General features: G+C 63.4%; 23 protein-coding genes. 13 read left to right on the top strand and 10 right to left on the bottom strand.

What is annotated here, in order from left to right:
• Nucleotides 1–89 precede the first annotated feature (89 nt).
• Complete coding sequence (locus tag ABJO61_RS00410; RefSeq protein ID WP_348323427.1) at nucleotides 90–986, top strand: aldose 1-epimerase; 897 nt, start codon at nucleotides 90–92, stop codon at nucleotides 984–986.
• Here ABJO61_RS00410 and ABJO61_RS00405 read toward each other — a convergent pair.
• Both ABJO61_RS00405 and ABJO61_RS00400 read right to left on the bottom strand, forming a co-directional pair.
• Complete coding sequence (locus ABJO61_RS00405) at nucleotides 983–1,723, bottom strand: rhomboid family intramembrane serine protease (RefSeq protein ID WP_348323426.1); 741 nt, start codon at nucleotides 1,721–1,723, stop codon at nucleotides 983–985. The two genes, ABJO61_RS00410 and ABJO61_RS00405, sit on opposite strands and share 4 nt — an antisense overlap.
• Nucleotides 1,724–1,801: 78 nt before the next feature.
• Nucleotides 1,802–2,455: a cytochrome c oxidase assembly protein gene (locus ABJO61_RS00400; protein ID WP_348323425.1), complete on the bottom strand. Its 654-nt coding sequence runs from the start codon at nucleotides 2,453–2,455 to the stop codon at nucleotides 1,802–1,804.
• Between the two features lie 206 nt (nucleotides 2,456–2,661).
• On the opposite strand from ABJO61_RS00400, the gene ABJO61_RS00395 reads away from it, so the two are divergent.
• From ABJO61_RS00395 to ABJO61_RS00370, 6 genes are all read left to right on the top strand, one after another.
• A complete protein-coding gene (locus ABJO61_RS00395) occupies nucleotides 2,662–4,788 on the top strand; it encodes a TonB-dependent receptor (RefSeq protein WP_348323424.1) in 2,127 nt (708 codons plus the stop codon).
• Between the two features lie 39 nt (nucleotides 4,789–4,827).
• On the top strand, nucleotides 4,828–6,276 hold the full coding sequence (locus ABJO61_RS00390) for a phospholipase D-like domain-containing protein (RefSeq protein ID WP_348323422.1): 1,449 nt from the start codon (nucleotides 4,828–4,830) through the stop codon (nucleotides 6,274–6,276).
• 99 nt (nucleotides 6,277–6,375) lie between these two features.
• Nucleotides 6,376–6,636 carry a hypothetical protein gene (locus tag ABJO61_RS00385; protein WP_348323421.1) on the top strand — a complete coding sequence of 87 codons (261 nt, stop codon included), beginning with the start codon at nucleotides 6,376–6,378 and terminating at the stop codon, nucleotides 6,634–6,636.
• 10 nt (nucleotides 6,637–6,646) lie between these two features.
• On the top strand, nucleotides 6,647–7,147 hold the full coding sequence (locus tag ABJO61_RS00380) for a phage holin family protein (protein ID WP_348323420.1): 501 nt from the start codon (nucleotides 6,647–6,649) through the stop codon (nucleotides 7,145–7,147).
• A gap of 4 nt (nucleotides 7,148–7,151) precedes the next feature.
• Nucleotides 7,152–7,634 carry a hypothetical protein gene (locus ABJO61_RS00375; protein ID WP_348323419.1) on the top strand — a complete coding sequence of 161 codons (483 nt, stop codon included), beginning with the start codon at nucleotides 7,152–7,154 and terminating at the stop codon, nucleotides 7,632–7,634.
• A 95-nt stretch (nucleotides 7,635–7,729) separates the two neighbouring features.
• A complete protein-coding gene (locus ABJO61_RS00370) occupies nucleotides 7,730–8,332 on the top strand; it encodes a glutathione S-transferase N-terminal domain-containing protein (protein WP_348323418.1) in 603 nt (200 codons plus the stop codon).
• Nucleotides 8,333–8,341: 9 nt separating this feature from the next.
• Here the strand turns inward: ABJO61_RS00370 and ABJO61_RS00365 are convergent, their stop codons facing one another.
• From ABJO61_RS00365 to ABJO61_RS00335, 7 genes are all read right to left on the bottom strand, one after another.
• Nucleotides 8,342–9,436, bottom strand: coding sequence for a zinc-binding dehydrogenase (locus ABJO61_RS00365; RefSeq protein ID WP_348323417.1), 1,095 nt, complete (start codon nucleotides 9,434–9,436; stop codon nucleotides 8,342–8,344).
• A gap of 82 nt (nucleotides 9,437–9,518) precedes the next feature.
• On the bottom strand, nucleotides 9,519–9,797 hold the full coding sequence (locus ABJO61_RS00360; protein ID WP_348323416.1) for a SemiSWEET transporter: 279 nt from the start codon (nucleotides 9,795–9,797) through the stop codon (nucleotides 9,519–9,521).
• A 105-nt stretch (nucleotides 9,798–9,902) separates the two neighbouring features.
• Nucleotides 9,903–11,000, bottom strand: a complete 1,098-nt coding sequence (locus ABJO61_RS00355) for an acyl-CoA dehydrogenase family protein (protein ID WP_348323415.1) — start codon at nucleotides 10,998–11,000, stop codon at nucleotides 9,903–9,905.
• 13 nt (nucleotides 11,001–11,013) lie between these two features.
• Entirely contained in the window at nucleotides 11,014–12,207 is a 1,194-nt protein-coding gene (locus ABJO61_RS00350; RefSeq protein ID WP_348323414.1) for an acyl-CoA dehydrogenase family protein, read from the bottom strand.
• A gap of 172 nt (nucleotides 12,208–12,379) precedes the next feature.
• Nucleotides 12,380–14,581: an EAL domain-containing protein gene (locus ABJO61_RS00345; RefSeq protein WP_348323413.1), complete on the bottom strand. Its 2,202-nt coding sequence runs from the start codon at nucleotides 14,579–14,581 to the stop codon at nucleotides 12,380–12,382.
• Nucleotides 14,582–14,665: 84 nt separating this feature from the next.
• Nucleotides 14,666–15,475: a DUF1365 family protein gene (locus tag ABJO61_RS00340; RefSeq protein ID WP_348323412.1), complete on the bottom strand. Its 810-nt coding sequence runs from the start codon at nucleotides 15,473–15,475 to the stop codon at nucleotides 14,666–14,668.
• On the bottom strand, nucleotides 15,472–16,848 hold the full coding sequence (locus tag ABJO61_RS00335) for an FAD-dependent oxidoreductase (RefSeq protein ID WP_348323411.1): 1,377 nt from the start codon (nucleotides 16,846–16,848) through the stop codon (nucleotides 15,472–15,474). The genes ABJO61_RS00340 and ABJO61_RS00335 overlap by 4 nt, the downstream gene beginning before the upstream one ends.
• Nucleotides 16,849–17,042: 194 nt before the next feature.
• Between ABJO61_RS00335 and ABJO61_RS00330 the strand changes: the two genes are divergently transcribed.
• Nucleotides 17,043–17,711 carry a sigma-70 family RNA polymerase sigma factor gene (locus ABJO61_RS00330; RefSeq protein WP_348323410.1) on the top strand — a complete coding sequence of 223 codons (669 nt, stop codon included), beginning with the start codon at nucleotides 17,043–17,045 and terminating at the stop codon, nucleotides 17,709–17,711.
• A complete protein-coding gene (locus tag ABJO61_RS00325; protein WP_348323409.1) occupies nucleotides 17,708–18,391 on the top strand; it encodes a ChrR family anti-sigma-E factor in 684 nt (227 codons plus the stop codon). Before ABJO61_RS00330 ends, ABJO61_RS00325 begins: the two co-directional genes overlap by 4 nt.
• Nucleotides 18,392–18,394: 3 nt before the next feature.
• Here ABJO61_RS00325 and ABJO61_RS00320 read toward each other — a convergent pair whose 3' ends face one another.
• Entirely contained in the window at nucleotides 18,395–20,503 is a 2,109-nt protein-coding gene (locus ABJO61_RS00320; protein ID WP_348323408.1) for a TonB-dependent receptor, read from the bottom strand.
• A gap of 180 nt (nucleotides 20,504–20,683) precedes the next feature.
• Between ABJO61_RS00320 and ppk2 the strand changes: the two genes are divergently transcribed.
• The 4 genes from ppk2 (at nucleotide 20,684) to ABJO61_RS00300 (ending at nucleotide 25,207) form a co-directional block, all read left to right on the top strand.
• Entirely contained in the window at nucleotides 20,684–21,499 is an 816-nt protein-coding gene (ppk2, locus tag ABJO61_RS00315) for a polyphosphate kinase 2 (protein WP_348323407.1), read from the top strand.
• A gap of 4 nt (nucleotides 21,500–21,503) precedes the next feature.
• Nucleotides 21,504–22,847 (top strand): DUF4010 domain-containing protein, encoded by a 1,344-nt coding sequence (locus ABJO61_RS00310; RefSeq protein WP_348323406.1) that lies wholly within the window; start codon nucleotides 21,504–21,506, stop codon nucleotides 22,845–22,847.
• The gene (gene rlmJ, locus ABJO61_RS00305) at nucleotides 22,844–23,707 is read left to right on the top strand and encodes a 23S rRNA (adenine(2030)-N(6))-methyltransferase RlmJ (protein ID WP_348323405.1); all 864 of its coding nucleotides are present in this window, start codon (nucleotides 22,844–22,846) and stop codon (nucleotides 23,705–23,707) included. Before ABJO61_RS00310 ends, rlmJ begins: the two co-directional genes overlap by 4 nt.
• A gap of 198 nt (nucleotides 23,708–23,905) precedes the next feature.
• Nucleotides 23,906–25,207, top strand: coding sequence for an MFS transporter (locus ABJO61_RS00300; protein WP_348323404.1), 1,302 nt, complete (start codon nucleotides 23,906–23,908; stop codon nucleotides 25,205–25,207).
• Nucleotides 25,208–25,542: the final 335 nt, after the last annotated feature.

Raw genomic sequence — 25,542 nt, 5'->3', positions numbered from 1 at the left:
GCGCGCGCCCGGTGCAGGCTCACAAATCAAGCAGACGGCGATGCGGCCTGCCTTATGTTTGAGCAAACCCGAACCGGCGGAACCCGAACATGCTGACCCTTGCCTGCGGCGCTCTCGAACTTACCCTCGCCCCCGAGACGGGCGGCTCGATTGCCCGCTTTACGGTGCGCCATGAGGAAGGCATGCAGGAACTGCTGCGCCCCTTGCCCGCCGGAACCGGCCGGCCAACGCCGCTCGACATGGCGTGTTATCCGCTCGTCCCCTTCTCGGGCCGGATCACCGATGCGCATTTTTATTATGGCGGCCGCGACATTCACCTGCCGCCGGACGAGATCTGCATACCCCACGCGATCCACGGGCGAGGCTGGCGAACATCATGGGACGTCGCGGAACAGGGTCCGGCCTTCGCGCGCCTGCGCTTTGCGCATGAGGCGGGGGATCCGGCCTGGCCCTGGCCCTGGCCCTGGAGCTTCGAGGCTGAACAGATATTCGAGCTGTCGGAAAAATCACTCACCGTGACCATGAGGCTCACCAACCGCGCGGACACGCCCATGCCGGGCGGCCTCGGCCTTCACCCCTTCTTCGAGGCCCGCTCGAAAGCAAGGCTCAAGACGCACCTTCCCTTCGTCTGGGAGAGCGGTGCGGACGGCATTCCCCTCGGCCTCGTTTCAACGCCGGAGAAATGGCGCTTCGATGAGCCGCGCCCGATGAAGGATGTGGAGGTCGATCACTGCTTTTCGGGCAGCGCCGGCCGCTTCGCCATCGCCTGGGCCGGCCGCCCCTTCGCCATTCGCATGGAGGCGGAAGGCGCGCCCCATGCGATCGTCTACGCGCCGCCGGGCGAGGACTTCTTTTGCGCCGAACCCGTAAGCCATGCGCCCGACGCCGTGAACCGCCCCGAAGCGCCGGATGTAACGGGCCTGAAAAGCCTCGCAGCCGGCGAGACCATGACACTGCGCTGCCTGTTCGCGGTGGAAAGACTTTAGCCCCAGGGACCGCGCCGCGCGCCAGCACGCCCGTCGAAAACCCTGGGCTGTGCGGGATGGAAAAGCGGCACGTCGCGGCGCTTGAAGAAAGGCACCAGCACCATCCCCGCGACGAAGCCGCCGACATGCGCCCAGAACGCGACACCCGCCTCCTCCACCGGGCTCATCAGGCCGCTCGCCACCTGAATGAGAAACCAGAGCCCGAGAACGACAATGGCCGGGACATAGAAGGTGCGCAGCAAAATGATCGGGAACGGCAGAAAGAGAACCCGCACACGGCCGCGCGGATAAAGCAGAAGATAGGCGCCGAGCACGCCGGAAATGGCCCCGCTTGCGCCGACAAGCGGAACGGTGGACGCAGGCACCAGAAAGGCATGCGCGAGTGCGGCGGCCGCGCCCGTCAGGAGATAAAAGAGGATGAACCGCAAACGCCCCATCGCCAGTTCGATATTGTCGCCGAATATCCAGAGATAAAGCATGTTGCCGCCGAGATGCGCGAGGCCGCCATGCATGAACATCGAGCTGACGATGGTCGCCCATGCGGGCACCGGCGCGTCCATCATCGCGGTCGAACCGAACAGCACGCCCGGAATGAGCCCGTATTGATAGACGGCGAGCTCCGCCTCGCCGGGCGGGAGCGATGCTTGCAGAAAGAAAACCGCGCAACAGATCGCGATCAGTCCCCATGTCACGAAGGGAATGCCGGGTTCCGGGTTGTCATCGGAGATAGGAAACATGAGGCGGATAATGCTCCGTTGGCGAACGAAGCATGAGCCTACAGACTTTGCGCGCGCAGTGAAGGTCTTTCGCGGAGCCTATTGCGGCCGCAGCGTGTGATTGGAGAATTCAGCCGTCTCCGCCGTCTCAAGGGCCTTTGCGCGCGCTTCCGATTCCTCGCGAAGCGGCTTTGCCGCGGCAATGGCTTCCTCGTCCGAATCCTGACGGAAAAACGTGTAGGAAAGCGTGATCGTGCGGATGCTCTTCGTGTCGATATCTTCCATCATCTCCTGGTCGAGGAAGAAGACGATGGGCATGTCCGCGCTTTCGCCCGGCTCGAGCTTCTGCTCGGTAAAGCAGAAACATTCCGTCTTGTTGAAATAATAGCCTGCCGAATCCGGCGTCACATTATAGGTGGCCCGTCCGACGATGGTGTGATCGCTGATATTCTTCGCGCGGTAATAGACCGTCGTCGGCACACCGATATGGGTCTTCACCTGGCGCTGTTCGGGCTCGAACTCCCAGCCGAGGCCCGGCGAAATATTCGCATCGAAGCGCACCGCGACTTCCGGCCCCACATTGCCGTTCTGCTCCGGCTTCAGCGCCTTCGTTACGCTCACCGTGCCGCCATATCCCGTTGCCTCGCAGAACATCCGGTAGAGCGTCGGCGAATAGACGACTGCCGTCGTCGCGATGGCAAGCAGCGTCAGCGACAAGGCGACGGGCGGTATGGATCTGGGGACAATTTTCATGGTGAGGGACTCTATGACCGGCGGCAGGGCCGGGCAAGCTTGACCCTGCGTCGCTCCGGCGTGGCCGATTGACGCGCTTTTCCAGCCGGAATCTGCGGATTCGACCTCCGCGCCCAGCATGATAACAATATTGCAGAGGCGGCCCCGGCAGGGAGGAGGCACGCCACGGCAAAGAGGAAGAGGGCGAAGCCCCGGGGGAGTTTTCAGTGTTGGTTTTTCGGTTCGGCCCGGTTGAGCGCGCAATACGCGCTTCGGTTCATGTTGCGCTCGCGCTCGGGGTCTTTTCCCTTGCACAGGGCCTCGTCCCCGGGGCGGTGCTCGCCGCCGAAGAGGACCAGCCGAAGGACCGGCCCATCCCGATACTCGACGAACTGACCGTCACAACGACGGGCTTCGGCACCCCGCGCGCAACTCATATGGGCAATATTTCCAGGATTACGGGCGATGAAGCCGCTTTCATCGCCCCGCTGCAGCCCGCCGAAGCGCTGAACCGCCTGCCCGGCCTCGGCATCCAGCAGGGAAGCGGCGCGGAACATCTGACCGCCATTCGTTCCCCCGTGCTCACCGGCGGCGCTGGCGCAGGCTCCTTCCTCTATCTGGAGGACGGCGTACCCATGCGCGCGGCAGGCTTCGCTAATGTGAACGCGATGATGGAGGCGATGGACGAAGTCTCGGGCGGGATCGAGGTGGTGCGCGGCCCCGGCGGCGCACGCTACGGCTCCAACGCCGAACACGGCCTCATCAATTTCCTGAGCCGCCCGCCCGCCGCCGATGGCGATGCGGAACTGACCCTCTCCTACGGTTCCTATGACCGCTACAAGGCGACCGGCACCGCAAGCAAAACCGCCAGTGGGCCAAACAACACGAGCCACGGCTTTCGCGGCAGCTTCTCGATCCTCGACGATGGCGGCTTTCGCGCAAGCTCTGGCCTTGAACAGCAGAAGGGCCGCTTCCGCTACGACTTCACCGCGCCGGACACGCGCATCGCCGCAACGCTCACCGCAGTCAACACCAATCAGGAAACAGCGGGCTATGCGAGCTCCTACACAAACCCCGCAATCTACAAGAACAACGCGGACCCCGACGCCTATCGCGATGCCTGGGCCGTGCGCGCGGCGGTGCGCATGGAACGTGATCTTTCCGACGATCTGACGCTCGTGCTCACGCCCTATGCGCGCAAGAACGAGATGAACTTCCTCATGCATTTCCTGCCGGGTACACCGGTGGAGGAGAACGGTCATTGGAGCGGCGGTCTGCTTTCGAGTCTCGTCATGGATCTCGATGGCGGCCACTCTGTCATCTTCGGTTTCGATACTGAATATACGGATGGCTGGCTGTCCGAGATACAATACAATCCGCTTCCGCCGCCGGGCCCTCCTTCACCCGCAGATTTTCCGCAAGGCGTCCATTACGATTACGACGTGAAGGCGCTGGTACTGGCGCCCTATATCCACAGCGAATGGCAGCTTGCGCCTGCCACCATCTTTACGGCGGGGCTTCGCTTCGAATACACGCGCTACGATTACACGAACAATGCGCCGAACGGCATCACGGGCCGCTTTCTCCGCATTCCGAGCCGCGTCGACGAATTCAACGATGTCACGCCGAAGATCGGCCTGCTGCACGAGTTCAACGACGCGGTGACCGGCTATATCAATGTCGCACGCGGCTCACGTGCGCCGCAGACGACTGATCTCTACCGGCTTCAGCGCCTGCAGGTGCCGGGCGAGGCAAAATCCGAAACGCTCGACAGCATCGAGATTGGTGCGCGCGGCGACTGGCAGGGCATTTTCTACGAAACGAACCTCTTCTACATGGAGAAGAAGAACTACTATTTCCGCGATGCAAACGGCTTCAACGTCTCCAACGGCAAGACGCATCACGCGGGCATCGAACTCGAACTCGCCGCCGCACTTGGCGCGGGCTTCGATATCGCCGCCGCAGGCACCTACGCCCATCACACTTATGCCTTCGACAATGTCGCCGGATCGGAAATCATCCGCGACGGAGACGATGTCGACACCGCGCCGCGCACGCTCGCCAATGTCCGGCTCGGCTATACCCTGCCCGACAGCAGGCTCCGCACGGAACTCGAATGGGTTCACGTTGGTTCATACTGGATGGATGCATCCAACAGCGTAAAATATGACGGCCACGACATCTTCAATCTCCGCCTCGATTATGCCCTTGCGGAACACGTGACTTTGTTTGGCAAACTGACCAATATCTTCGACAAACGATATGCCGACCGGGCGGATTTCGGCTTCGGCAGCCCAAGATATTTTCCCGGTGAGGACCGCGGCCTGATGGTAGGTACCGCGTTACGTTTCTGATCCCTTGAGCGCGCGGCCGCGCCCTTTTTCTGGAGCCCGATGGAAACCGGATTCTCGGATATCTGGCCTTTCCTGCTCGCCTTCATCCAGTTCGGAGGCATGGCGGGTGCGGCTGTTCACGTCATGCTCACCAAGACCGACGAGCGCGCCGCGGCGGGCTGGGTCGGCTTCGTCGTGCTCGTGCCTTTCGTCGGCTGGATCGTCTATCTGCTTTTCGGCGTAAACCGCATCCAGCGCCGCGCCCGTGTGCTGCGCGGCCAGAAGCACGACATGCTGCTTCTCGCGCCGCTGCCGGCAAAAGAGGAAGACCGCGCGGCGGAAGGTGTGATCCGTCTGCGTGAACTGGAAGGGCTTGCCCGCTTCGGCCAGAAAATATTGCCGGAAAGCTTCGAACAGGGAAACGCGGTCGGCGTTCTCCTGAATGGCGACGAGGCCTACCCCGCCATGCTGGAGGCGCTGGCGAAGGCGGAACGCTCCATCGCCATCTCGACCTACATCTTCAACAATGACAGCGCGGGCGAACGCTTCGTCGATGCGCTTTCCGACGCTATGGATCGCGGTGTGCGGGTGCGCCTGCTGATCGACGGCGTCGGCTCATGGTATTCGCGCCCCTCGCTCATTCCGCTGCTCGAAAAGCGCGGCATCGACTATGCGCGCTTCCTGCATTCGTTCATGCCCTGGCAGATGCCTTATCTCAACATGCGTAACCATCAGAAGATTTTCGTGGTGGATGGACGGCACGGCTTTACCGGCGGCATGAACATCGCGGAAGGAAACACGATCGACAACGACCCGCGAAAGCCGATCCACGACAGTCACTTCCGCGTGGAAGGGCCGGTCGTCTCGCATCTCATGCATACCTTCGCGCATGAATGGAATTTCACGACCGGCGAAGTGCTCGAAGGCGAGGACTGGTTTCCCGAGATCGAGCCCGCGGGCAACATTGTCGCGCGCGGCCTTCCGGCGGGCCCCGACATGGGACTCAATCCGATCCGCTGGACGCTGCTCGGCGCGCTCGCCGAAGCGCAGCACCATGTGCGCATCGTCACGCCCTATTTCATTCCCGACTCGACGCTGCGCACCAATATTTCGCTCGCCGCCATGCGCGGCGTCATCGTCGACATCGTTCTGCCGCAGACGAACAACCTGCCTTTCTGCGACTGGGCTTCAACACCGATCCTCGCCTGGCTGGCCCGTTCCGGCTGCCGTATCTGGAAGACGAGCGGCCCCTTCGATCATTCCAAGATGATGACGGTGGACGGCATGTGGGCGATGGTCGGTTCGGCCAACTGGGACGACCGGAGCCTCCGCCTCAATTTCGAGTTCAACCTCGAATGTTACGGCACGGAGTTCGCGCATGAACTCGATCAGCTGATCGAGCGCCGGATTTCGACGGCCCGCCCTCTTTCCTATGAGGAACTGTCGAACCGCCCGCTGCCGCTGCGTATCAGGGATTCGTTCTTCCGCCTCGCCTCGCCTTATCTCTAAGAATTCACGGCCCGGCTTGCCTGCGTCCTTTTGCGGACTATGCTCATGTGAGGGCGGGCCGATAGTGAACACACCGAATTTTGTCCGGGAGGCACCGAAATGGCCGAAAAGAAGTCTCAGGGAGCCGCAAGCGTCGAGGAGCTCCAGGCACAGGTCGAGGCGCTGCAGGCGGCGCTGGACGAAGCCCGGGCCGCCATGCCGGAAGAGGCGGAAGGCGTCCTTGCCGATGCGGAGGCCATTCGCGAGCGCGTACAGGACGGGCTCCAGGACATCCAGACCCAGATCGACGCGCATCCCGTGCCGAGCGCCCTGCTCGCTTTCGGCATCGGCTTCCTCATCGGCCGTCTGCTGACGAGATAGGAGAGACCAGGTGATCGATCCCACACCCAATGTCCGCAAACTCGCGGAGGCCGAGCTCTACCGTGCCGAACTCGAAGCGCGCCGCCTCGCCCGCCGCCTTTCCCTTGTCGGCATCGCGATCTTCATCGCGCTCTTCGCCGTCACCATGCTGATCGTCGCGGGCTTCCTCTACCTCTCGGAACTCTACGGCTATCCGCTCGGCGCGCTCATCACCGGCGGTGTGCTGACCTTGCTCGCCTTCATCGCGCTCCTTTTCGCCGCCAAGCCCCCCGGACGCGCCGACCGCCTCGAACTGGAACTCGCGAACCAGACCATTATTCAGGCCCGCGCAGGCGTGAAGCGCGACTTCGACGTCATCGAGCGCACCTTGAACGACCTGACGCTCGGCGTTCTCGGCCTCGTCAAGGGCGGCAGCGGCAGCCTGCCGCTCCTCACCATCATCGTCGGTGCCATCGCCGCCATGAGCCCCGCGCTTCGCCGCTTCATCATGCCTTTCCTGCGGAAGGACTGAGCGGATGCGCAAGACCATCCTCGGGCTTCTCGTTCTTCTGGCCGCGGGTTGCGCACAGCAAGGCCTGCCCCAACCCGAAGTCACCATGCGAAAACCGCAAGGACTGATCGACCCTCCCATCGACGATGGCGGTACGGGGCTCGTGGGGCCTGCGGGCGGTGCCCTTCTCGGCATGGCCATTGGCTCGGGCGGCGGGACGGAATGGGCCGTCGCGGCAGGCGTCGCCGCCGGTTATGCCCTCGGCGGCTCGGAAGGGCCGATGCTCACCGGCATGCCCGCCCGTGCGCGCGACGAAGCCATCGCAAAAATGATGACCGTGCCGCTACGCGAACAGGTCACCTGGTTTACCGCCCAGGACAAGGCGAGCGGCAAGATCACGCCGACCCGTGAATTCATCGACGAGAAGGGCCGCACCTGCCGCGACTTCGTGGAATGGCGCACCATCCGCGCCATGAACGGACACACCTCCGGCACGGCCTGCCTCTAGCACCGGCCTCAAGCACCCGCCAGCGCAGGATCGCCGTTTGCAGAAGCGGCGAAGGGTTCTAGGATGCGCCGCATCGAAGCCCGGAGGGATTCTCCATGAAGCTATATTGCTCGCACACCTCGCCTTTCGCGCGGAAGGTCCGCGTTCTCATCCGTGAAAAGGACGCAACCGCCCATGTGAGCGAGGAAACCGTCTCCGCGCTGGAAGACCCCGCCGCGCTTCACGAGGCAAATCCGCTCGGCAAGATTCCGGCCCTCATCATGCCCGACGGCACGTCCTGGTTCGACAGCCCGCTCATTTGCGAATTTCTCGACGTGACGCTCGAAGGCCCGCAGATGATCCCTGCTTCCAACATCGAACGCTTCCGCGTGCTGCGTCATCAGGCAATCGCCGACGGCATCATGGATGCCGCTGTCTCCATCGTCTTCGAGCGCGGGCGGCCGGAGGCCCAGCGTTCGGACATGTGGATGGGCCGCTGGAGCCGCGCCGTTTCGCGCAGCCTCGCCATGCTTGAAGATGAAGTGGTGTCGCTCGACGGGCCGGTCGATCTCGGCTCCATCGCCGTCGGCGCCGCACTCGGCTATCTCGACTTCCGCCACGCGGACATGAAATGGCAGGATAGCCAGACCGAACTCGCCGGCTGGTGGCGCGACTTCGCGAAGCGTCCTTCCTTCACCGAAACCGCGCCTCCTGTGTGATTATCTGCCTCAGCGCCAGGGTTCGACGAGAATCTTCGCGTGCTTTTCCGGGTTGCCGAGTTCGGTGAAGGCTTCCTTCACGCCCTCGACGCCCACCTTGCCTGTCACCAGCGGCGAACCGTCGATCTTCCCATCGGCGAGATGGTTGAGCGTCAGTGCGAATTCCTCCGGCGTATAGCCAAGGACGAACTGCACATTCAGCTCCTTGTTGATGCCGAAGAAGGGCTCGAAGCGGTCCTGCTCCATGCACACGCCGACAACGACGATGCGCGCATTCTTCGGCGCGCCCTCGAAAATCTGCTGGATGACGCCTGGCACGCCGACGCATTCGAAGATGACGCCGGGGCGCATCTTCGGGCCCATGCCGAGCAGCGTCATGATGTTCTCGGGATCGTAGCCTTCCGGCGTCGCCTCCTTGGTCCAGCGCGCATAAGGCGCATCGGCCTTCGGATCGAGCACGATGTCGGCGCCCATCTGCTCGGCAAGCTTGCGCCGCGCGGGGCTGAAATCCGCCGCGATGATCGGGTGAACGCCCTTGATCTTGAGACCCGCAATGACAGCAAGGCCGACCGGCCCGCAGCCGATCACGAGCGGAATGTCTTCCTTCGTGAGGTTCGCCTTTTCGACCGCATGCCAGCCGACGGCCATCGGCTCGGTCAACGCCGCCTGCTCCGTCGGCAAGCCGTTCGGCACCTCAAGCAGCATCAGCTCGTTCAGCACCATCTGCTCGGCAAAGCCGCCCGGCTTGTCGTTGGAATAGCCAACGGGGTGCACCTTCGCCTTCTCGCCATTCATCGTGATGGCAAGCGGCATGGAGCAGACCCGCGTACCCGGCTTCAGCTTCTTTTCCGTGCCCGGCCCGTGGTCCAGCACCTCGGCGCAGAATTCATGCCCGAACACGATGTCCTTCTTCGTGTCCATGCCGAACGCCGAACCGGACCGCTTCGCCTGCTCAACCATCTTGTCGGCATGGTGAAAGGCGTGAAGGTCCGAACCGCAAATGCCGCAGGCAAGCGTCTTCACCAGCACCTGACCTGTTTCGGGTTTCGGTTCCGGCATTTCGTCTGCAACGAGATCGCCGTCGCGGAAAATGGCTGCGCGCATCGATAGTCCTCCGAAGGTTCTTGTTTGGCCGGTATGCAAGCAGGCGGGGCGGCATCGCGCAAGCAAATAAATAGACCAGAGTCTATTTATTCTCGTCCGGCTGACGTCGCGCCGCCCGCGCATTGGTCAGCACGATCGCGAAGATCGGCAGCGCCAGCAGCAGCGTGATCGCATTGGCCCCGATCAGCGCCATGTCGCCCTGATAGATGCCATGCAGCAGCCAGAAGAAGATGCCAACGGTCAGGCAGGCATACATGGCAAGCGAAAGGCCCGATGTGTCCCTTGTGCGGATCGTCTTCAGCGCCTGCGGCAGAAAGGCGAAAGTTGTGAGAAAGGCCGCGAGATAACCGACAAGGCTCATGGGGCGCACCGGAGAAACGGGTGATCATATGTGCGCATATGACGCCCCGCCCGCAGGCTTGGCAAGTGTCTCCCGCCCTCTCTCCCTTCCGTTCCGCTTTGCCGTTCAGTCCGCCGCCACCCAGCCCTGCAGCGCCGCCGCCTCGTGGCGGACGCGCTCCGGCGAACCCAGCAATTGCCGGTTGAGCCCGATCCGCTTGAACCAGTAGTGAAGGCCGAGAAGATCGGTAAAGCCCATGCCGCCATGAACCTCCGTCGCGGTGCGCGCAACGAAGCGGCCGACTTCCGATGTCAGCGCCTTGGCATGCGCCGCCATCAGGCTCGCTTCCTCCGGCATCGTGTCGAAGGCATGCCCCGCATACCAGATGAGCGACCGGCAGGGTTCAAGCTCTGAGGCCATTTCCGCGCACATATGCTTCACCGCCTGGAACGAGCCGATGACGCGGCCGAACTGCTTGCGCTCGCCCGCATAGGCGACGGCCTTCTCGATCATCATCCAGCCCGCGCCCAGCGTGTCGGCGGCAAGCATTACGCGGCCCGCATCGGTCAGGCGGCGAAGCGTGACAGCCGCATCGCCGGATGAAAGCGGCTCGGCCTCCACATTGTCGAACTGGAGTTCGGTGAGACCGCGCGTGAGGTCGATGGAGGTGAGCTTCACCTTTGTGAGGCCCTTCGCATCGCCTTTGACGAGATGAAGCCCGCCCGCCTTGTCGGCAACGATGATGATATCGGCCTCTTCCGCTTCAAGCGCGAAGAGCGACTTGCCGCTGAGCTTGCCGCCCGTAGCGGTAACGCCGGCACCTTCGCGCGCGCCGGAGGCTGCTTCCGCAATGGCGGCTCCCGCCTTCGCCTCGCCGCTTGCAAGCTTCGCCAGCCATGCTTCCTGCTGCGCTTTCGAGCCGGCACCCGCAAGCGCGATAGGCGCCATCACCGCCGTCGCGATGAAGCCCGCAGGCGCGACGTGGCGCCCAAGCATCTCGGCCACGAGCGCCGCATCGAGCAGCCCAAGCCCCAGCCCGCCATGTTCTTCCGGCACCATCATGCCGTAAACGCCAAGCTCGGCCAGCGCCCGGACAATATCGGCGGCCTGCGTTTCACCCTTGTCCGCCGCCTCGCGCACGCGCTCCAGCGGGGAGACTTTTTCCAGCGTGCCGCCAATGCTTTCCTGAAGCAGCTTCTGGTCTTCCGACAATCCGAATTCCATTTGTCCCGCTCCCTCAGGCTTTTGCCGGCTTCGGTTCGCGCGGCATACCGAGCCCGCGTTCCGAAATGATGTTCTTTTGAATCTGCGCCGTACCACCGCCAATGATGAGGCCGAGGTCGAACATGTAGCGGTGCTGCCAGCTTCCATGCGCCCTGAGATGCGGGCTGTCGCCGTAAAGCACACCGATCTCGCCCAGCGCATCGATCGCAAGCGCGGCAAGCTGGTGATTTATCTCGCAGCCCTGCAATTTCACGATCAGCCGCGCAATGCCGGGATCTTCCTTCTTGGAAGCCGCCGTCAGCAGCCGCAATCCGTGGAACTGCATCGCAAGCACACGCGCCTGCAACTGCATCAGCCGGTCGCGATAGACCGGGTGGTCGATAAGCCGCGTCCCGTCCACCGTCTCCTCATGCATGAGGTCGACGATTTCCTTGAGCCTTGTGCCCGCCTGGTTCGGATCGCCGAGCATGCCACGCTCATGCTTCAGCGTGGCGTTCGCGACATACCAGCCCTGCCCGCGACCCGCGACGATGTCTTTCTGCGGCACGCGCACATCGGTGAAGAAGACCTCGTTGAACTCGGCATGGCCGGTCATCGTCTTCAGGGGCCGGACTTCGATGCCGGGCGTCGTCATCGGGAAGATGAGATAGGAAATGCCCTCATGCTTCTTTGCATCGGGCTCCGTGCGCACGAGGCAGAACATCATGTCCGAGGCATGCGCCGTCGAGGTCCAGATCTTCTGTCCGTTGATGATGAAATCGTCGCCGTCTTCCGTTGCCCTGGTTTGCAGCGAGGCAAGGTCCGAGCCCGAGCCCGGCTCCGAATAGCCCTGGCACCAGACGACCTCGCCTTTCAGCGTCGGCTCGATCCATTTCTTCTTCTGCTCTTCCGTGCCCAGTTCCAGAAGCGTCGGCACAAGCATCGATATGCCCTGGCTCGCGAGCCCCATCGGGAGTTTCGCGGCCGTGAATTCTTCCGCGATGATGCGCGACTTCAAAATGTCGGGCTCCGCGCCATAGCCGCCATATTCCTTGGGGATCGTCCGCGCCGTCAGCCCGTGCTCGATAAGCAGCTTCTGCCACGCGATCGACTCCTCCGAAGGCCGCGACACCCCAAAGCGCTTCGGCGCCTTGTCCTTGTTCTTCGAAATGAAATCGCGCACTTGCGTGCGGAAAGCCTCGTATTCGGGCCCGTAAGCGAGATCCATCCTGACGTCTCCCGGCGGCGCGGCATGTTTGCCCCGCGCTCTGTTCTGGTTTGCCTTGCTCTGGCTTGGGTGGCGGGAAGTTTAGCGTCCCTAACGAATTCGTAAAGGAGCACCGTACGTGCAAGGAAATCCTGCGCGCGCCGCTGCGTCAAACATCGCATGAAAATGGAAATCAGGCCGCCGTGCTGCCCGCCTTGGCGGATTTGGCCTCCGCGCGAACCCCGCCTGCGGGCGAATTGCGCAGAAACACCTCGAACTCCGCTGCGGGCATCGGGCGCCCGGCGAAATAGCCCTGCACCTCGTCACAGCCAAGTTCCTGCAACCGGTCGTACTGGCTGGCCGTCTCGACGCCTTCCGCCACCACCTTCACACCCAGCGCATGGGCAAGGTCGATGATGACCTTCGGGATCACATGCCCGTCGCGCCGGTCGGCCACATCGTGAACGAAACTGCGGTCGATCTTCAACCGCTTCACGGGGAAGCGCTTGAGATAGGCAAGAGAGGAATAGCCGGTGCCGAAATCGTCGATGCCGATGCCGACGCCGAGGCTGCGCAAGCGCCTGAGCGTCCCGATCACCACATCCACATCCTGCATCACCATGCTTTCGGTGACTTCGAGTTCGAGATATTGCGGCGACAGCCCGCGCCGGATCAGCGTATTCGCAATCGTGTCCGTCAGGTCCGTGCGGCGCAGGTCGATGGCGGAGACATTCACAGCCACACCGATCTTCGGCAGTCCTTCGTCCTGCCATGCCCGGTTCTGGCGGCAGGCCTCATCCAGCACCCATTTCGTCAGCGGCACGATAAGCCCGCTCCGCTCGGCAACGGGGATGAAAAGCGAAGGCGGCACAAAGCCGCGATCCTCGTGGCGCCAGCGGATCAGCGCCTCGGCGCCGACAACGCGGCCCGTCACCACATCGACCTTAGGCTGATAGAAAAGCATGAGCTGGTCTTTCGCCAGCGCCGCGCGCAGGTCACGCTCGATGGTGTTGCGTTCGATGGCGCGCAGATGAAGTTCGTGGCGATAGAGCACGCAGGCGCCCGAGCCCTCCAGCTTCGCGCGCGACAGCGCAAGATCGGCATTCTTGATGAGAACATCGGCGTCGCGGCCGTCCTGCGGATAGAGCGTGAGGCCGACGCAGGCCGCCTGCTGCACATCCTGCGCGCCGAGACGGAACGGCGCTCCGACCGCGCGCACAAGCCGGCTCGCAAGCTGAAGCGCATCATCCGCATTCTTGATACCGGGCATGATGACGCCGAATTCATCGCCGCCGATACGCGCTACCGTGTCGCCTTCGCGCGCACAGCCACGCAATATTTCCGCCGTGCGCTGCAACAGCCGGTCCCCCGCATCATGGCCAAGCGTATCGTTCACATCCTTGAAGTTGTCGAGATTGAGGATCATCACGCCGACATTGCGGCCATCCAGCCGCTCGCCTGCGGCGATATCCGCGCCGAGCTGCGTCTTGAAATGCGTTCGATTGCCGAGCCCGGTAAGTCCGTCCGTCGCGGCAAGCGTGACAAGCCGCGCCTCGCCGTCCCTCTTTGCGCTGAAGGAATCCGCAAGCACGCGCGCAACGATGCCGATTTCATCGTCCGGTCCCGCAGGTTCCGCCTTTCCCTTGCCACCCGTTTCCGCGAACAGCTTCAGCCCCTCTATGGGTGCGATGACAATCCGGTGCAGCAGCAGCGATATGGAAAGGATCGCCACGATTACCGTGACGACGAGCCACATCATCAGGTTCCAGGCATGAGCGACGCTTTTCGCGGCGAGCGCATCCGTATCCACCCGGATGAACACGGTCGCGCTGCCCCCCATGCGCGGGAAGTCCACGGTGAGGGCATAGTCGCCGGGATATTTGCCATAGCCGTCAAGCCGCGTCTGCTGGGCGATCCGGGCCAGCCTGTTTGCTTCCAGCTCCGTATCGATCGTCACCGGCTTGTCCTTCCACGAGGGAAGGGAGGAAACGGCGATGAGCCCGTCGGGCCCGGTTACCGCCGCCCCCTTGAGGTCAGGCGCACCCGCCACCGCGTCGATCACCGGCTCGATATCGTCAAGCGTCTGCGCGTTGCGCGCGGCATAGGCGATGGCATCGCCGACGCCCGCCGCCCGCGACCACGCCTTGAAGTCGAGGCTCGTGCAGAAATCGTAGATCGTGTAAGCGCCGCTCAGCAAAATGAGGACAGCACCGATCAGTGTGAGCAGAAAGACTGTCTTCGCACGCAAAGAGACGAAGCGGTTCGAGATGCTTTTCCGCAGCGAAGCGGGCGCGGCGCGCAGCCGGGCAAGCGCATGCATTGCGCCTGCCACGCTTGCCGGAGAAGCCGGGGCTGTGCCCGCTTCTTCTCCCTCGCCTGATCCCGTCTCGCTCACGCCTGTCCTTCCGCATCGAAAACCGGGACTCCCGGTTCTTGAGTGAACTCAGACATTTATACGTAGAAGGAGACTAAAATTGAGTTACGCAGGCGGAACGGTAGCACCTGGATTGTCCCGGATCGGGACAACTGTAACGGGGCTCGCCGGTGCCGCCGGCCGCGCCGCGAGCCGGATGCCTTTTCGCCAAAGCCGGAAGGCTTCGACATGGATGCCCGCCATGACTTTCAGCGTCATCAGCGGGTGGCGGAAGAAGGCGCCGAGAAGCGCCCGGTCGCTGAAAGGCGCCGCCTTGCCCGCGAAGGAGGCGGTGAGGAGCGCGCCCTCCCTGTCGCTCTCGCGGGTCGTCATCACGAGCCGGTCGCCCGGCCGCAACAGCTTGAAGTGATAGCGCCCCCTGACCCCGATAAAGGGCGAGACATAGAAGGCCTTGTCGCATTCCTGTGTCACCGTCCGGGCATTCCCGTCCGCCACGGGAATGAGATAGCTGTGCCGGTCGCCGAACGTGTTGTTCACCTCATAGAGCATGGCGGCGAGCGAACCGTCCCTGCCGTGACAAAAATAGAGCGTCAGCGGGTTGAAGGCATAGCCGAGGATACGCGGAAAGGTGAGAACGAGAATGCGCCCGCCCGTCTCGATCCCGGCGCGCATGAGCTGCGCCTCCACCCATTGCCGGACCGGGCGCCCCGAGCCATCGCCATGATCGCGGTCGTGAAAGCTGAAAAGCGAAAAGCGGTTATGCGCGAAAAGACGGCTCTTGCGCGAAAGCTCCGGCAATTCGTCGAGATCGAGAAGCGTATAAAAGACGCGATAGGAAAGCTCATGCGCGCGCGGCCGCAAGCGCTTGTGAAACACAAGGCCGGAATAGAGCCGCGAGCGTGTTTCTTCTCTCACGCCGCCTCCTTCGCCACCGCGCCGAGGTGAATACGGCCCGACGCATTCTCCACCGCCCAGGGCCGGCGCACGCCGCCGAGTTCTTCCGCCACCGCGAGCCCTGCCTGCAACCCGTCTTCATGAAAGCCCGAACCGAAATAGGCGCCGAAAAACCATGTCCGCCGCTTGCCCTGAAGCTGCCAGAGCTGGCGTTGCGCCGCAAAGGCGCCCGCATCGAATATGGGATGGTCATAGTCGATCCGCGTCACCACACTGCCGGGTGCGGGCTCATGCGAGGGATTGAGCGTCACGAAGAGCTGCCGCTCCGTTGGCAGGTTCTGCAAACGGTTCATCCAGTAGCTGACGCAGACGGGACTGCCCGCGCCGCCGCCCATATAGTTCCAGCTCGCCCAGACGCGCCGCTCCCGCGGCATGAAACTCTCGTCCGAATGCAGCCAGGCGACATTGCGCTGATAGGGCATCGCGCCGAGCAAGCGCCGCTCCTCGCCATCCGCGTCGCCGAGCATGGCCAGCGCCTCGTCGCTATGCGATCCGATCACGATATGGTCGTAGCGTTCGCTCGCGCCCGTCTCGTCGGTAACGGTCACACCGCTCGCATCGCGCCGCACATCGGCAATGCCCGCACCGTAACGGATGCGGCCTTCGAGCGGCGCGGCAAGCTTTTTCACATATTCGCGCGACCCGCCCGCCACCGTGCGCCAGACGGGACGGCCTTTCAGCCGCATCAGCCCGTGATTGTCGAAGAAGCGCAGAAAGGCGAGCGCGGGAAACTGTTCCACCCGCTCCACCGGCAAGGACCAGATCGCCGCGCACATCGGAAGCAGGTGATCGTCGCAAAGGCTCGCCGAATAGCCTTGTTCACGCAGGAAGTCACCGAGCGGCTTCTCGTCCAATCCTTCCGCAAACATGAGCGAAGGCGCGGCGCGGTAAAGCTTCACGATATCGCCGATCATCCGCCACATCCGGGGGCTGACGATGTTGCGCCGGTCGGCAAAAATCCCGTTGAGCCCCGAGCCTGAATATTCGAAACGCCGCTTCCCGCCCGTTTCCAGCGAGGCGGCAAACGACATGTTGCTCTCCTGCGTTTCCACGCCGAGATGGCGGAACATCGCCGTCAGGTTCGGATAGTTCGCTTCATTATAAACGATGAAGCCCGTATCGACCGGCACGTCGCCCTCCGCGCAGGGCGCGATCACCGTGTTGGAATGCCCGCCCGGCCGCTCGTTTTTCTCATAGACCGTCACATCGTGACGCCCGGAGAGAAGCCAGGCGGCAGCAAGACCTGAAATGCCGGTCCCGGCAACGGCGATCCTGAGGCGCGGACCCGAACCCCGCTCGGGGGAAGGGGGAGTACGGTCGTCGAAGGGAGCCATGAAAAGCCTCTGAAAAACCCCGCCGGGGCCATGAAGAAAATAGACGCGAACTTGCATTGCTTACGCGGCGTCCGCGGCGGCGGATCACCCGCCTTGTGCGCGCCTTGCTTTCGTTCGGCCCCGATTTTCCCTAGACTCGAAAATGGGCCTCTTTTGCGAGTGATCCGCACCGGGGCGCGGTCCGTATCGACGATATGTTGAAGGAACGCGCATCGGAGATCGGACCGGCCCGCACCGGCCGCCACATCTGGCGGCCGCATTTGAGAAAGCTGGGCCTGATGGATCGGGACGATGCGCCGGGAGAAACGGCCGCGGATATTGCGGGTGAAATGGCGGCTTGCATTGCCGCCATCGCCAGCCATGCCGACCGCACGGCCTTTGCCCGCCTCTTCGGCCATTATGCGCCGCGCCTCAAATCCTATCTGCGGCGCATGAATGTCGAGGAGCGCCTCGCGGAAGATCTCGCCCAGGAGGCGATGCTCACCGTCTGGCGCAAGGCCGCCCAGTTCGATCCCGCCCGCGCATCCGCCGGCACGTGGATATTCACCATCGCGCGTAACCGCTTCATCGACACGGTGCGCCGCGAGAAACGGCCCGGCCTTGATCCCGCGGACCCGATGCTGCAACCCGAAGAGGTCCGCCCCGCCGACGAGGAAATGGCAGGCGCTGAAATCGGCGAACGTGTGCGCCTGGCGATGAAAGACCTCCCGCCCGATCAGGCGGAGGTCGTGGAGCTTTCATTCCTGGAAGGCCTGGCGCATTCAGCCATCGCCGAACGGCTCGACATTCCCCTCGGCACCGTGAAGTCGAGATTGAGACTTGCTTTCGCCCGTCTGCGTACGGCGCTGGAGGATTTGAAATGACCGCGCCCGCCATGCGCAATACCGTGACCCATCGCCTCGGCGATGAATGGACGATGGCCTATGCTGCGGGCAGCCTCAGCGAAGGCCAGTCCCTCATTGTCGCCTCCCATCTGAGCTATCAGGACGACGCAGGCAAGCGTCTCGCCGCGGCTGAGGCCGTGGGCGGAGCCATGGTCGAGAAACTTGCACCCGACACCATGTCGCCGGACGCGCTCGCAAAAACGCTCGCCCTGCTGGACGAACCCGGACCCGCGCCCGCACGCGCGCCCCATCCCGTTCCCGCGGCATCAGGCGACCCCCTGCCGCCGCCGCTGCGTGCATGGCTCGGCAAAAGCGTCGACGAATTGCCCTGGAGGCTGCTCGGCCCCGGCATGAGGCGGGTCAATCTCTGGCGCGGCGGCCCGAACGACCAGCGGCTCTGGATGTTGCGCGCGAAGCCCGGCATCGATATTCCGATGCACGGCCATAGCGGTACTGAACTGGTGCTGGTTCTGAAGGGCAGCCTTGAAGACCCGCACGGTGTTTTCCGCGCGGGCGACATCGAGGAATGCACGAGCGATATCGTTCACGCCTTGCGGACGGGTGAGGACGAGGAATGCATCTGCCTCGCCCTCACCGAAGGTCCGACCCGCTTCAAGGGCTGGATGGCAAAACTGCTCCAGCCCTTTATCGGCCTGTGACCGTCAGAACCGTGCCGTCACCACGAAGCGCACATTGCGCCCCGGCTGCAACACGTCGTTCTTCTTGAAGGAAACGTGGTTGCGGATATCGGCATCGAGCAGGTTCTCGCCGACAAGCGCCAGCTCGATCTTCTGTCCGCCCGCAAAACGCTCCGGCAGCATATAGCGGATTTCACCCTTGAGATCGGTATAGCTTCCCGTCTCCGTCTCACCCGTCGAGAGGCGATCCTGCTTGAAGGCATGCAGGAAACCGAGGCGCCCGGAAAGCTGTTCGTCCGCATAGAAGACGCCCGCACCCGCACGCATCGGCGGAATGCGCGGCACGTTGCCGCCCGCATCGAGTTCCGCGCGCACCATATCGAATTGCCCGGTGACGCCCGCTCGTGCGGTGCCCCAGCGCATCAGCGTCACGCTTCCCTTCGTCTCGAAGCCCCGGAACGTCGCATCGGCCTGCGTGATGCGCACCTCGTCGAGTTCCGTACCCGCGCCATGCGGCGTACAGGTGTCGTAGCTGTCGTCGCAGACTTCGCCCGTCAGCCGCTTGTAGATGAAGTCGCTGAACGAGGTGTGGAAGATGGCCGCCTCGAAGGAATAGTCGTCTCCCTCGCGGCGCGCATTGAGCTCGAAGCCCAGCGCCTTTTCCTTGTCGAGCGTCGGATCGCCGATCTCGAAGGTCTCGGTCGCCTCATGCGGCCCCTTGGAGAAAAGTTCGAGCGCATCGGGCGCCCGCTCCACATGTTGCGCGGTCAAGCCGAACACCCAGCTCCCGGCCGGCGAGAAGACAAGCCCCGCCGAGACGCTGCCCGGCGTGAAGCTGCGCGACACCGCATAATCCGTCGGCAAGAGCGGCACACTGGTATCGAGCGCGCGGCCGGAAACATCCACCTGCTCCACACGGCCCGCCATCTGAAGTTTCAGCGTCTCGCCGGCAATCGGCATCTCTTCGAAAAGGAATGCAGCCGCCGATTCCGTCTCGCTCGGCGCAAGCAGTTCCCCGCCCTCGCCCGTCGCCGAAATATCGCGCTTGTGAAGCTGCACACCGAAAGCACCCGTGAAGGGGCCGACTTTGCGGTGCAGAAGTTCCGCGCGCACTTCCCATTCCTCATTGTCGAAGCGCGAGCCGGTGATCCCCGCCGCATCGACCTCGCCATGCGTGTAGTCGCTGTAGCCGCCCGCAAGGTTCAGCCCCGAGATGAAGCCGCTCGTGAAATCGAGTTCGCTGCCGAGCTGCACCTTCGTCTGATGCATGTCGATATGAACCGGGTTCAGCGGATCGCCCGGTGCGGGAATGCCGTATTGGCTGTCGTAATAGCTGACCGAGCCGCCCGCATAGCCGTCATAGTCGCCATTGCCGAGAATGACGGAGGCACCGCCCGCGACACCGGAGGTTTCCGTCCATGTTTCGCTCTGGCGGTTCGTTGCGCCGGGAATGCGGTAATTGTCCGTATTGCGCGCGAAACCGTCCGCGTGAAAGACGACATTACCCGCCGCCACTTCCGTCTTGCCATGCCCCTGCACACCGTCGCTGACGGTATCGTAGCTCGCGCCCGCTTCCGCGCTGAAGCCGCCGGGCGGAATGGCCTTGGGAATGCGGCTGTTGATGACATTGACGACGCCGCCGATCGCCTCGCTGCCAAAGCGCAGCGTCGCCGGCCCACGCACCACTTCAACGCGCTCGGCCGCCAGCGGATCGATGGGCACGCCATGATCCTCGCTCACCGCCGACACATCGGCAGCCCCTATGCCGTTTTCCTGCATCCGCACGCGCGTATTGTCGAGCCCGCGAATAATGGGGCGGCTCGCGCCCGCCGCAAAGGAGCTCTGCGTCACACCCGGCAGATCGCCCAGCAGACCGCCGAGCGTCGTGGCCGATGAGGTGAGGATGTCGTCCCGCGTCACGATATCGACCGGCGCCGCAATCTCGCCGAGGGGGGAGGCAATGGGCGAGGCCGTCACCACCAGGGGTTTCAGCGACACTGCCGTTTCCGCCTCTTCCGCCTGCACCTCTTTTGCCTCCTGTGCCTCCTGCGCAAAGGCAGGCAGGGCGGCGGCAAGCGCCACGAGAGAGGCCGCGGATAATAGCGCGGCACGAAGATTGGCCCGGTTTTGCATGATTGCCCCTGTTTATAATGTTACGTTATAACATCTCACTCATGGCAGAGCATGCCGTTCCGGTCAAGTCCCGCGGGGCAAAAGGGGCGCGTGGGAGAGAGCCTGCTGCGGTAGAGCCTCTTTCCGCCGGAAGGGGGGAGGTCTAGGCTTTACCTGTTCCCGCTTTGGAGGCCATGAGCAATGCCGAAAACAGGAAAGACGAAGCCTGCGAAAAAGCCTCCCGAATTGCCGCCGGAGCTTTCGCACAAGGAATACAAGGACGAGCTCTACCGCCTCCAGGTCGAACTCGTGAAGCTCCAGCGCGACATCATCGCGAAGGACCGCAAGGTGCTCGTCATCCTCGAAGGCCGCGACGCAGCCGGCAAGGATGGCGTCGTGAAGCGCATCGTCCAGCACCTTTCGCCTCGCGAAACGCGCGTCGTCGCTCTCGGCAAGCCCTCGGACAGACAGCAGAGCGAATGGTATTTCCAGCGCTACACGGAACATCTCCCCGCCGCGCAGGAACTCGTTCTCTTCAACCGCTCCTGGTACAACCGCGCGGGCGTCGAGCGCGTCATGGGCTTCTGCACCGACGAGCAATATGAACGCTTCATGATGTCCGTCCCGCAATTCGAGGACATGCTTGTCGGCTCCGGCATCGTGCTGATGAAATATTATCTCGACATCTCGAAACCGGAGCAGAAAAAGCGTCTCGACGACCGCCGCAAGGACCCGCTGAAACAGTGGAAAATTTCGCCGATCGACGACGTCGCCATCAAGCATTGGACGTCCTACAGCAAGGCCCGCGATGCCATGCTCGCCCGCACACATAGCGAGGCCGCGCCCTGGTCGGTCGTCCGCGCCGACGGCAAGCGCCACGCGCGGCTCAACATCATTCGCGATCTGCTCTGCCGCATCGGCTATCGCGGCAAGCCAAAAGATGGCATTCATCCCGATCACCGCATTCTGATGCGTTTCGAGCCTGCGCTTCTCCAGGCAGGCGTCCTCGCAAAGTAGGCACATGGAAGAACAAACGGCGCTTCCCTTTCTCGACGGCTTGCCGGACGCGCTTCTCTCGCCGGAGCGTCTGGCCGTGCTGCTGGGCCTGAGCTTTTTTCTCGGCCTCGCCTTCGAGGAGTATTTCGGTCAGCGCCGGCTGAAGGCGCCGGGCGGGGTACGCACCTTTCCACTGCTCGCGCTGGCGGGCGGCCTCCTCTATGCACTCATGCCGGACCTGCCGCTGCTCTTTCTCGGCGGCTTCTTCGTTCTCGGAGCATGGCTTGCCATCTGGTACCGCTACCGTCTGGAAATCCAGTTCGCCGAACCGCGCATCGAGCATGAGCCCGGCATCCGTCTCGATGGCGGCATCATGGCGCTGGTCGGAAATCTCCTCGCCTATCTTCTCGGGCCGGTCACGCTGACCCAGCCGCTCTGGGTGCCCGTCGCCATTGCCGTCACAGCCGTTCTTCTTACCGGCGCGCGCGAGCGGCTTCACAATTTTGCTGAAACCGTCGGCGGTACGGAACTCGCGACGCTGGCGAAATTCCTCATCATCATCGGCATCGTCCTGCCCCTCGTACCGGACGAGCCGGTGACGAACCTCACCTCCATCACGCCCTATCAGGTCTGGCTCGCCGTCGTCGTCGTCAGCACGCTTTCCTATGCGAGCTATCTCGTGCAGCGCTTCGTCGCGCCGCGCCACGGCCTTCTCTATTCGGCGGCGCTTGGCGGGCTCTATTCCTCGACCGCAACCACCGTCGTCCTCTCCCGCCGCGCCCGCGCTTCCGGTGGCGCGCCCATGCTCCATGCCGCGCTGGTGCTCTCGACCGGCGTGATGTTTCTGCGCATCCTGATCGTCGTCGCGATCTTCAATCTCGCGCTCGCGAAGGTGCTGGCGCCCTCGCTGCTTTCGCTGCTCACCGCGGGCCTTGTCATCGCCACCCTTCTCTACTGGCGCGGCGGCGGCGGCGCCTCTGCGGGCGCGGAAGAAGTGCTCCCGCCCTCGAACCCGCTTGAAATCCAGACTGCGCTCGTTTTCGCCCTTCTCTTCATCGCGCTTTCGGTTGGCGTCGGCTGGGCCCGCACGGAGTTCGGCGAAGGAAGCCTCTTTGCTCTCGCCGCGCTCGCAGGCGTCACCGATGTCGATCCGCTGGTGCTCTCCGTCGCACAGGAAGCGCAAGGGGCATCGCCTTTCGCCGTCAGCGCCGCCGCGATTCTGATTGCGGCCGCCTCCAACAATGTGCTGAAAGGCGTCTACACGCTCTCCTTCGCGGGGCGCGCGGCGGGCATCGTTCCCGCCATCGCCCTTCTCTCTCTCGCCCTTGGCGGCATTGCCGCCGCCGTCATTACGCTCAGCCTCGCATGAATTATCGCCACGCCTATCACGCCGGCAATTTCGCCGATGTGATGAAGCACGCCATTCTGACGCTCGCCGTCGAGCACCTGAAGAAGAAGGAAAAGCCCTTCTTCCTGCTCGACACCCATGCGGGCACCGGCATGACGGATCTCTCCGGCGTGGAAGCGCAAAAGACCGGCGAGTATCATCAGGGCATCGCGCGCCTCCTCGCCGCAGAAAACCCGCATCCCGCCCTCGCAAAATATCTGACCGCCATTCGCGAGCTTGGTGGCCAGGAGCGTAATGAGGCCCTCACGCGCTATCCCGGCTCGCCCGCCCTCATGGCGCATCTGGCGCGCCGCGACGACCGCCTCGCCTTCTGCGAGCTTCACCCGGAAGACGCGACATCCCTCCGCGCGAATTTCCGCCGCGACGCCCGCGTGAAGACACATGAGATGGATGGCTATACCGCGCTCAAGGCCATGCTGCCGCCAAAGGAGCGCCGCGGCCTCGTCCTTGTCGACCCGCCCTTCGAGGATCGCGCGGAGTTCGACGCGCTCTTCCACTCGCTCATGGAAGCCCATCGCCGCTTCGCGACCGGCACCTTCCTCGTCTGGTACCCGCTGAAAGACCCCTCCGTCTCCGGCGCCTTTCTGGAGCGCCTCGCCGCCGGCGGTCCGCCGAAAACCCTCGCGCTCGAGCTGCATGTGATGGCATCCGATCCCGCCCGCATGACGGGCTCGGGCATGATCGTCGTGAACCCGCCCTTCTCCCTCATCGAACAAGGCGCGGATGGCCGCTCCGGCGCACGCTCGCTTCTCGACTGGCTCGCGATAACACTGTCACAAGGCCCCGGCGCCCGTGCGCGCGAGGAATGGCTGAGCAACTAGGAGCATTTCCAGGAAAAGTGGACGCCGGTTTTCCGTCCGGAAATGCTCCAGACAAATACCAGCCGTTCGCCAGCGAACAGCGCTCCTTGAAACTTTTGCGGCACCGGGACTGACCCAACGGAAGATTTGAGTCTATAAAGGCGCCGGCACCGCTGACAAAAAGTCGGAAAAGAAAGCGGGCCGCCCGGGAACCGCTTGATGGACCAGTCGCTCACCGAGGAAGAACGCACGCGCCGCCTCGCAGACGCCGAAGCCGCCTATGAGGCCGAGGTCGAGCGCAATCTCCCGCGCAATTATGTCGCAAACCTCGCCCACGGCCTTCTCGGCCAGACGGGCTTCCGCCTCGTCAATGCGCCGACCTTCGTCCCGGCCTATATCTACCTGCTTTCCGGTTCGGAATTTGCCGTGGGCCTCGCGCTCGCCGCGCAATGGTTCGGCGCCTCCGCCTCGTCCATTTTCGGCGCCACGCTGATCGAACACAGAAAGCGCGTGCTCCCGATGGGCCTTCTCATCGGCTGGGGCATGCGGGCCGGCGTTCTCGGCCTCGCCCTTGGCGGCTTCTTCCTGCCCGACAATCTCGCGCTGATCACGGCCATCGGCTTCCTCTGCCTCTTCGGCCTTTTCAACGGCATGCAGGCGGTCATCTTCAACACGCTGATGGCCAAGGTGATCCCGCTGCGCCTGCGCGGCCGCCTCACCGGCTTCCGCAATTTCTCGGCGGGCCTCACGGCGGCGGGCGTCTCATATCTCGGCGGCAAATATTTCGTCGAAGGCCACGCGCTCGGCAATGGCTACGCGACGACCTTCCTCGCCGCCTTCGTGCTCACCTCGCTTGGCCTGTCGCTCCTGATGCTGGTGCGCGAGCCCGAACCGCCGACCATCCGCGCGCGCGGCAGTCTCGGCGGGCGCTTGCGCGAAATCCCGGCCATGCTGCGCGCCGACCCCGCGCTGGCGCTTTTCTATGTCGCCGCCGCCATGGCCGCGCTCGGCACGATGGCGGTTCCCTTCTACATTCTCTTTGCGGGCGAACGCATCGGCCTCTCGGGCACCAATCTCGGCATCCTCTCGACCGCCTTCCTGCTCGCCCAGACCTGCGCCAATCTCGGCTGGGGCACGCTCGCCGACAGGATCGGCAACCGCATCGTCTTCATGTCGGCGGTCGGCCTCTGGGCTGTTTCCATCACCGCGCTCCTTTTCACGAATGATCTCTGGGGTCTCGCCCTCGTCTTTGCCGGTCTCGGCGCGGGCCAGGGCGGCTTCATGAATTCCAACCAGAACATCATCGTGGAGTTCGGCGCGCGCGACGACCTGCCCATGCGCATCGCGGTACTGAACACCGCGACCTCGCTCATGCAGGCGCTGGGGCCGATCCTCGGCGGCGTCATCGCGCATGGCGCATCCTTCAAGGCGCTCTTCGGCCTTGCCATCGCGGTGCTCGCCACATCCGTCGTCACCATGTTCTTCGTCGACGAGCCGCGAAAGCGCCGCAAACTGCTTTAGAAAAAGCCCGTCATTGCGAGCCGAAGGCGAAGCAATCCAGAAGCCGCGGAACGCGGCGTCGGGAAAAAACTCCTGTAACCCTCCAACGCCCGACAAAAATCAAATGTCATCCCGGCGAAAGCCGGGACCCAATCCACGTCAATGCGTGGTTCGGCTATTCGATGAAGCTTGGCGTTGGCGCAGCCGATAGCCGCTCTTGCTGAGGGAACCAATGGGTCCCCTGAGTTCACAAACGAAGTGCAACACCAGCTTGGGCTTAAGGTGTTGCGATGGGGCACAAATACAAGCAGTTCACTCTGGAAGACCGGTGCGAGATTGCCCGCCTACGTGGCGAA

The organism is Parvibaculum sp. (genome assembly GCF_039973015.1).
GTDB lineage: Bacteria > Pseudomonadota > Alphaproteobacteria > Parvibaculales > Parvibaculaceae > Parvibaculum.
This window is presented reverse-complemented; position numbering and strand designations above follow the sequence as displayed.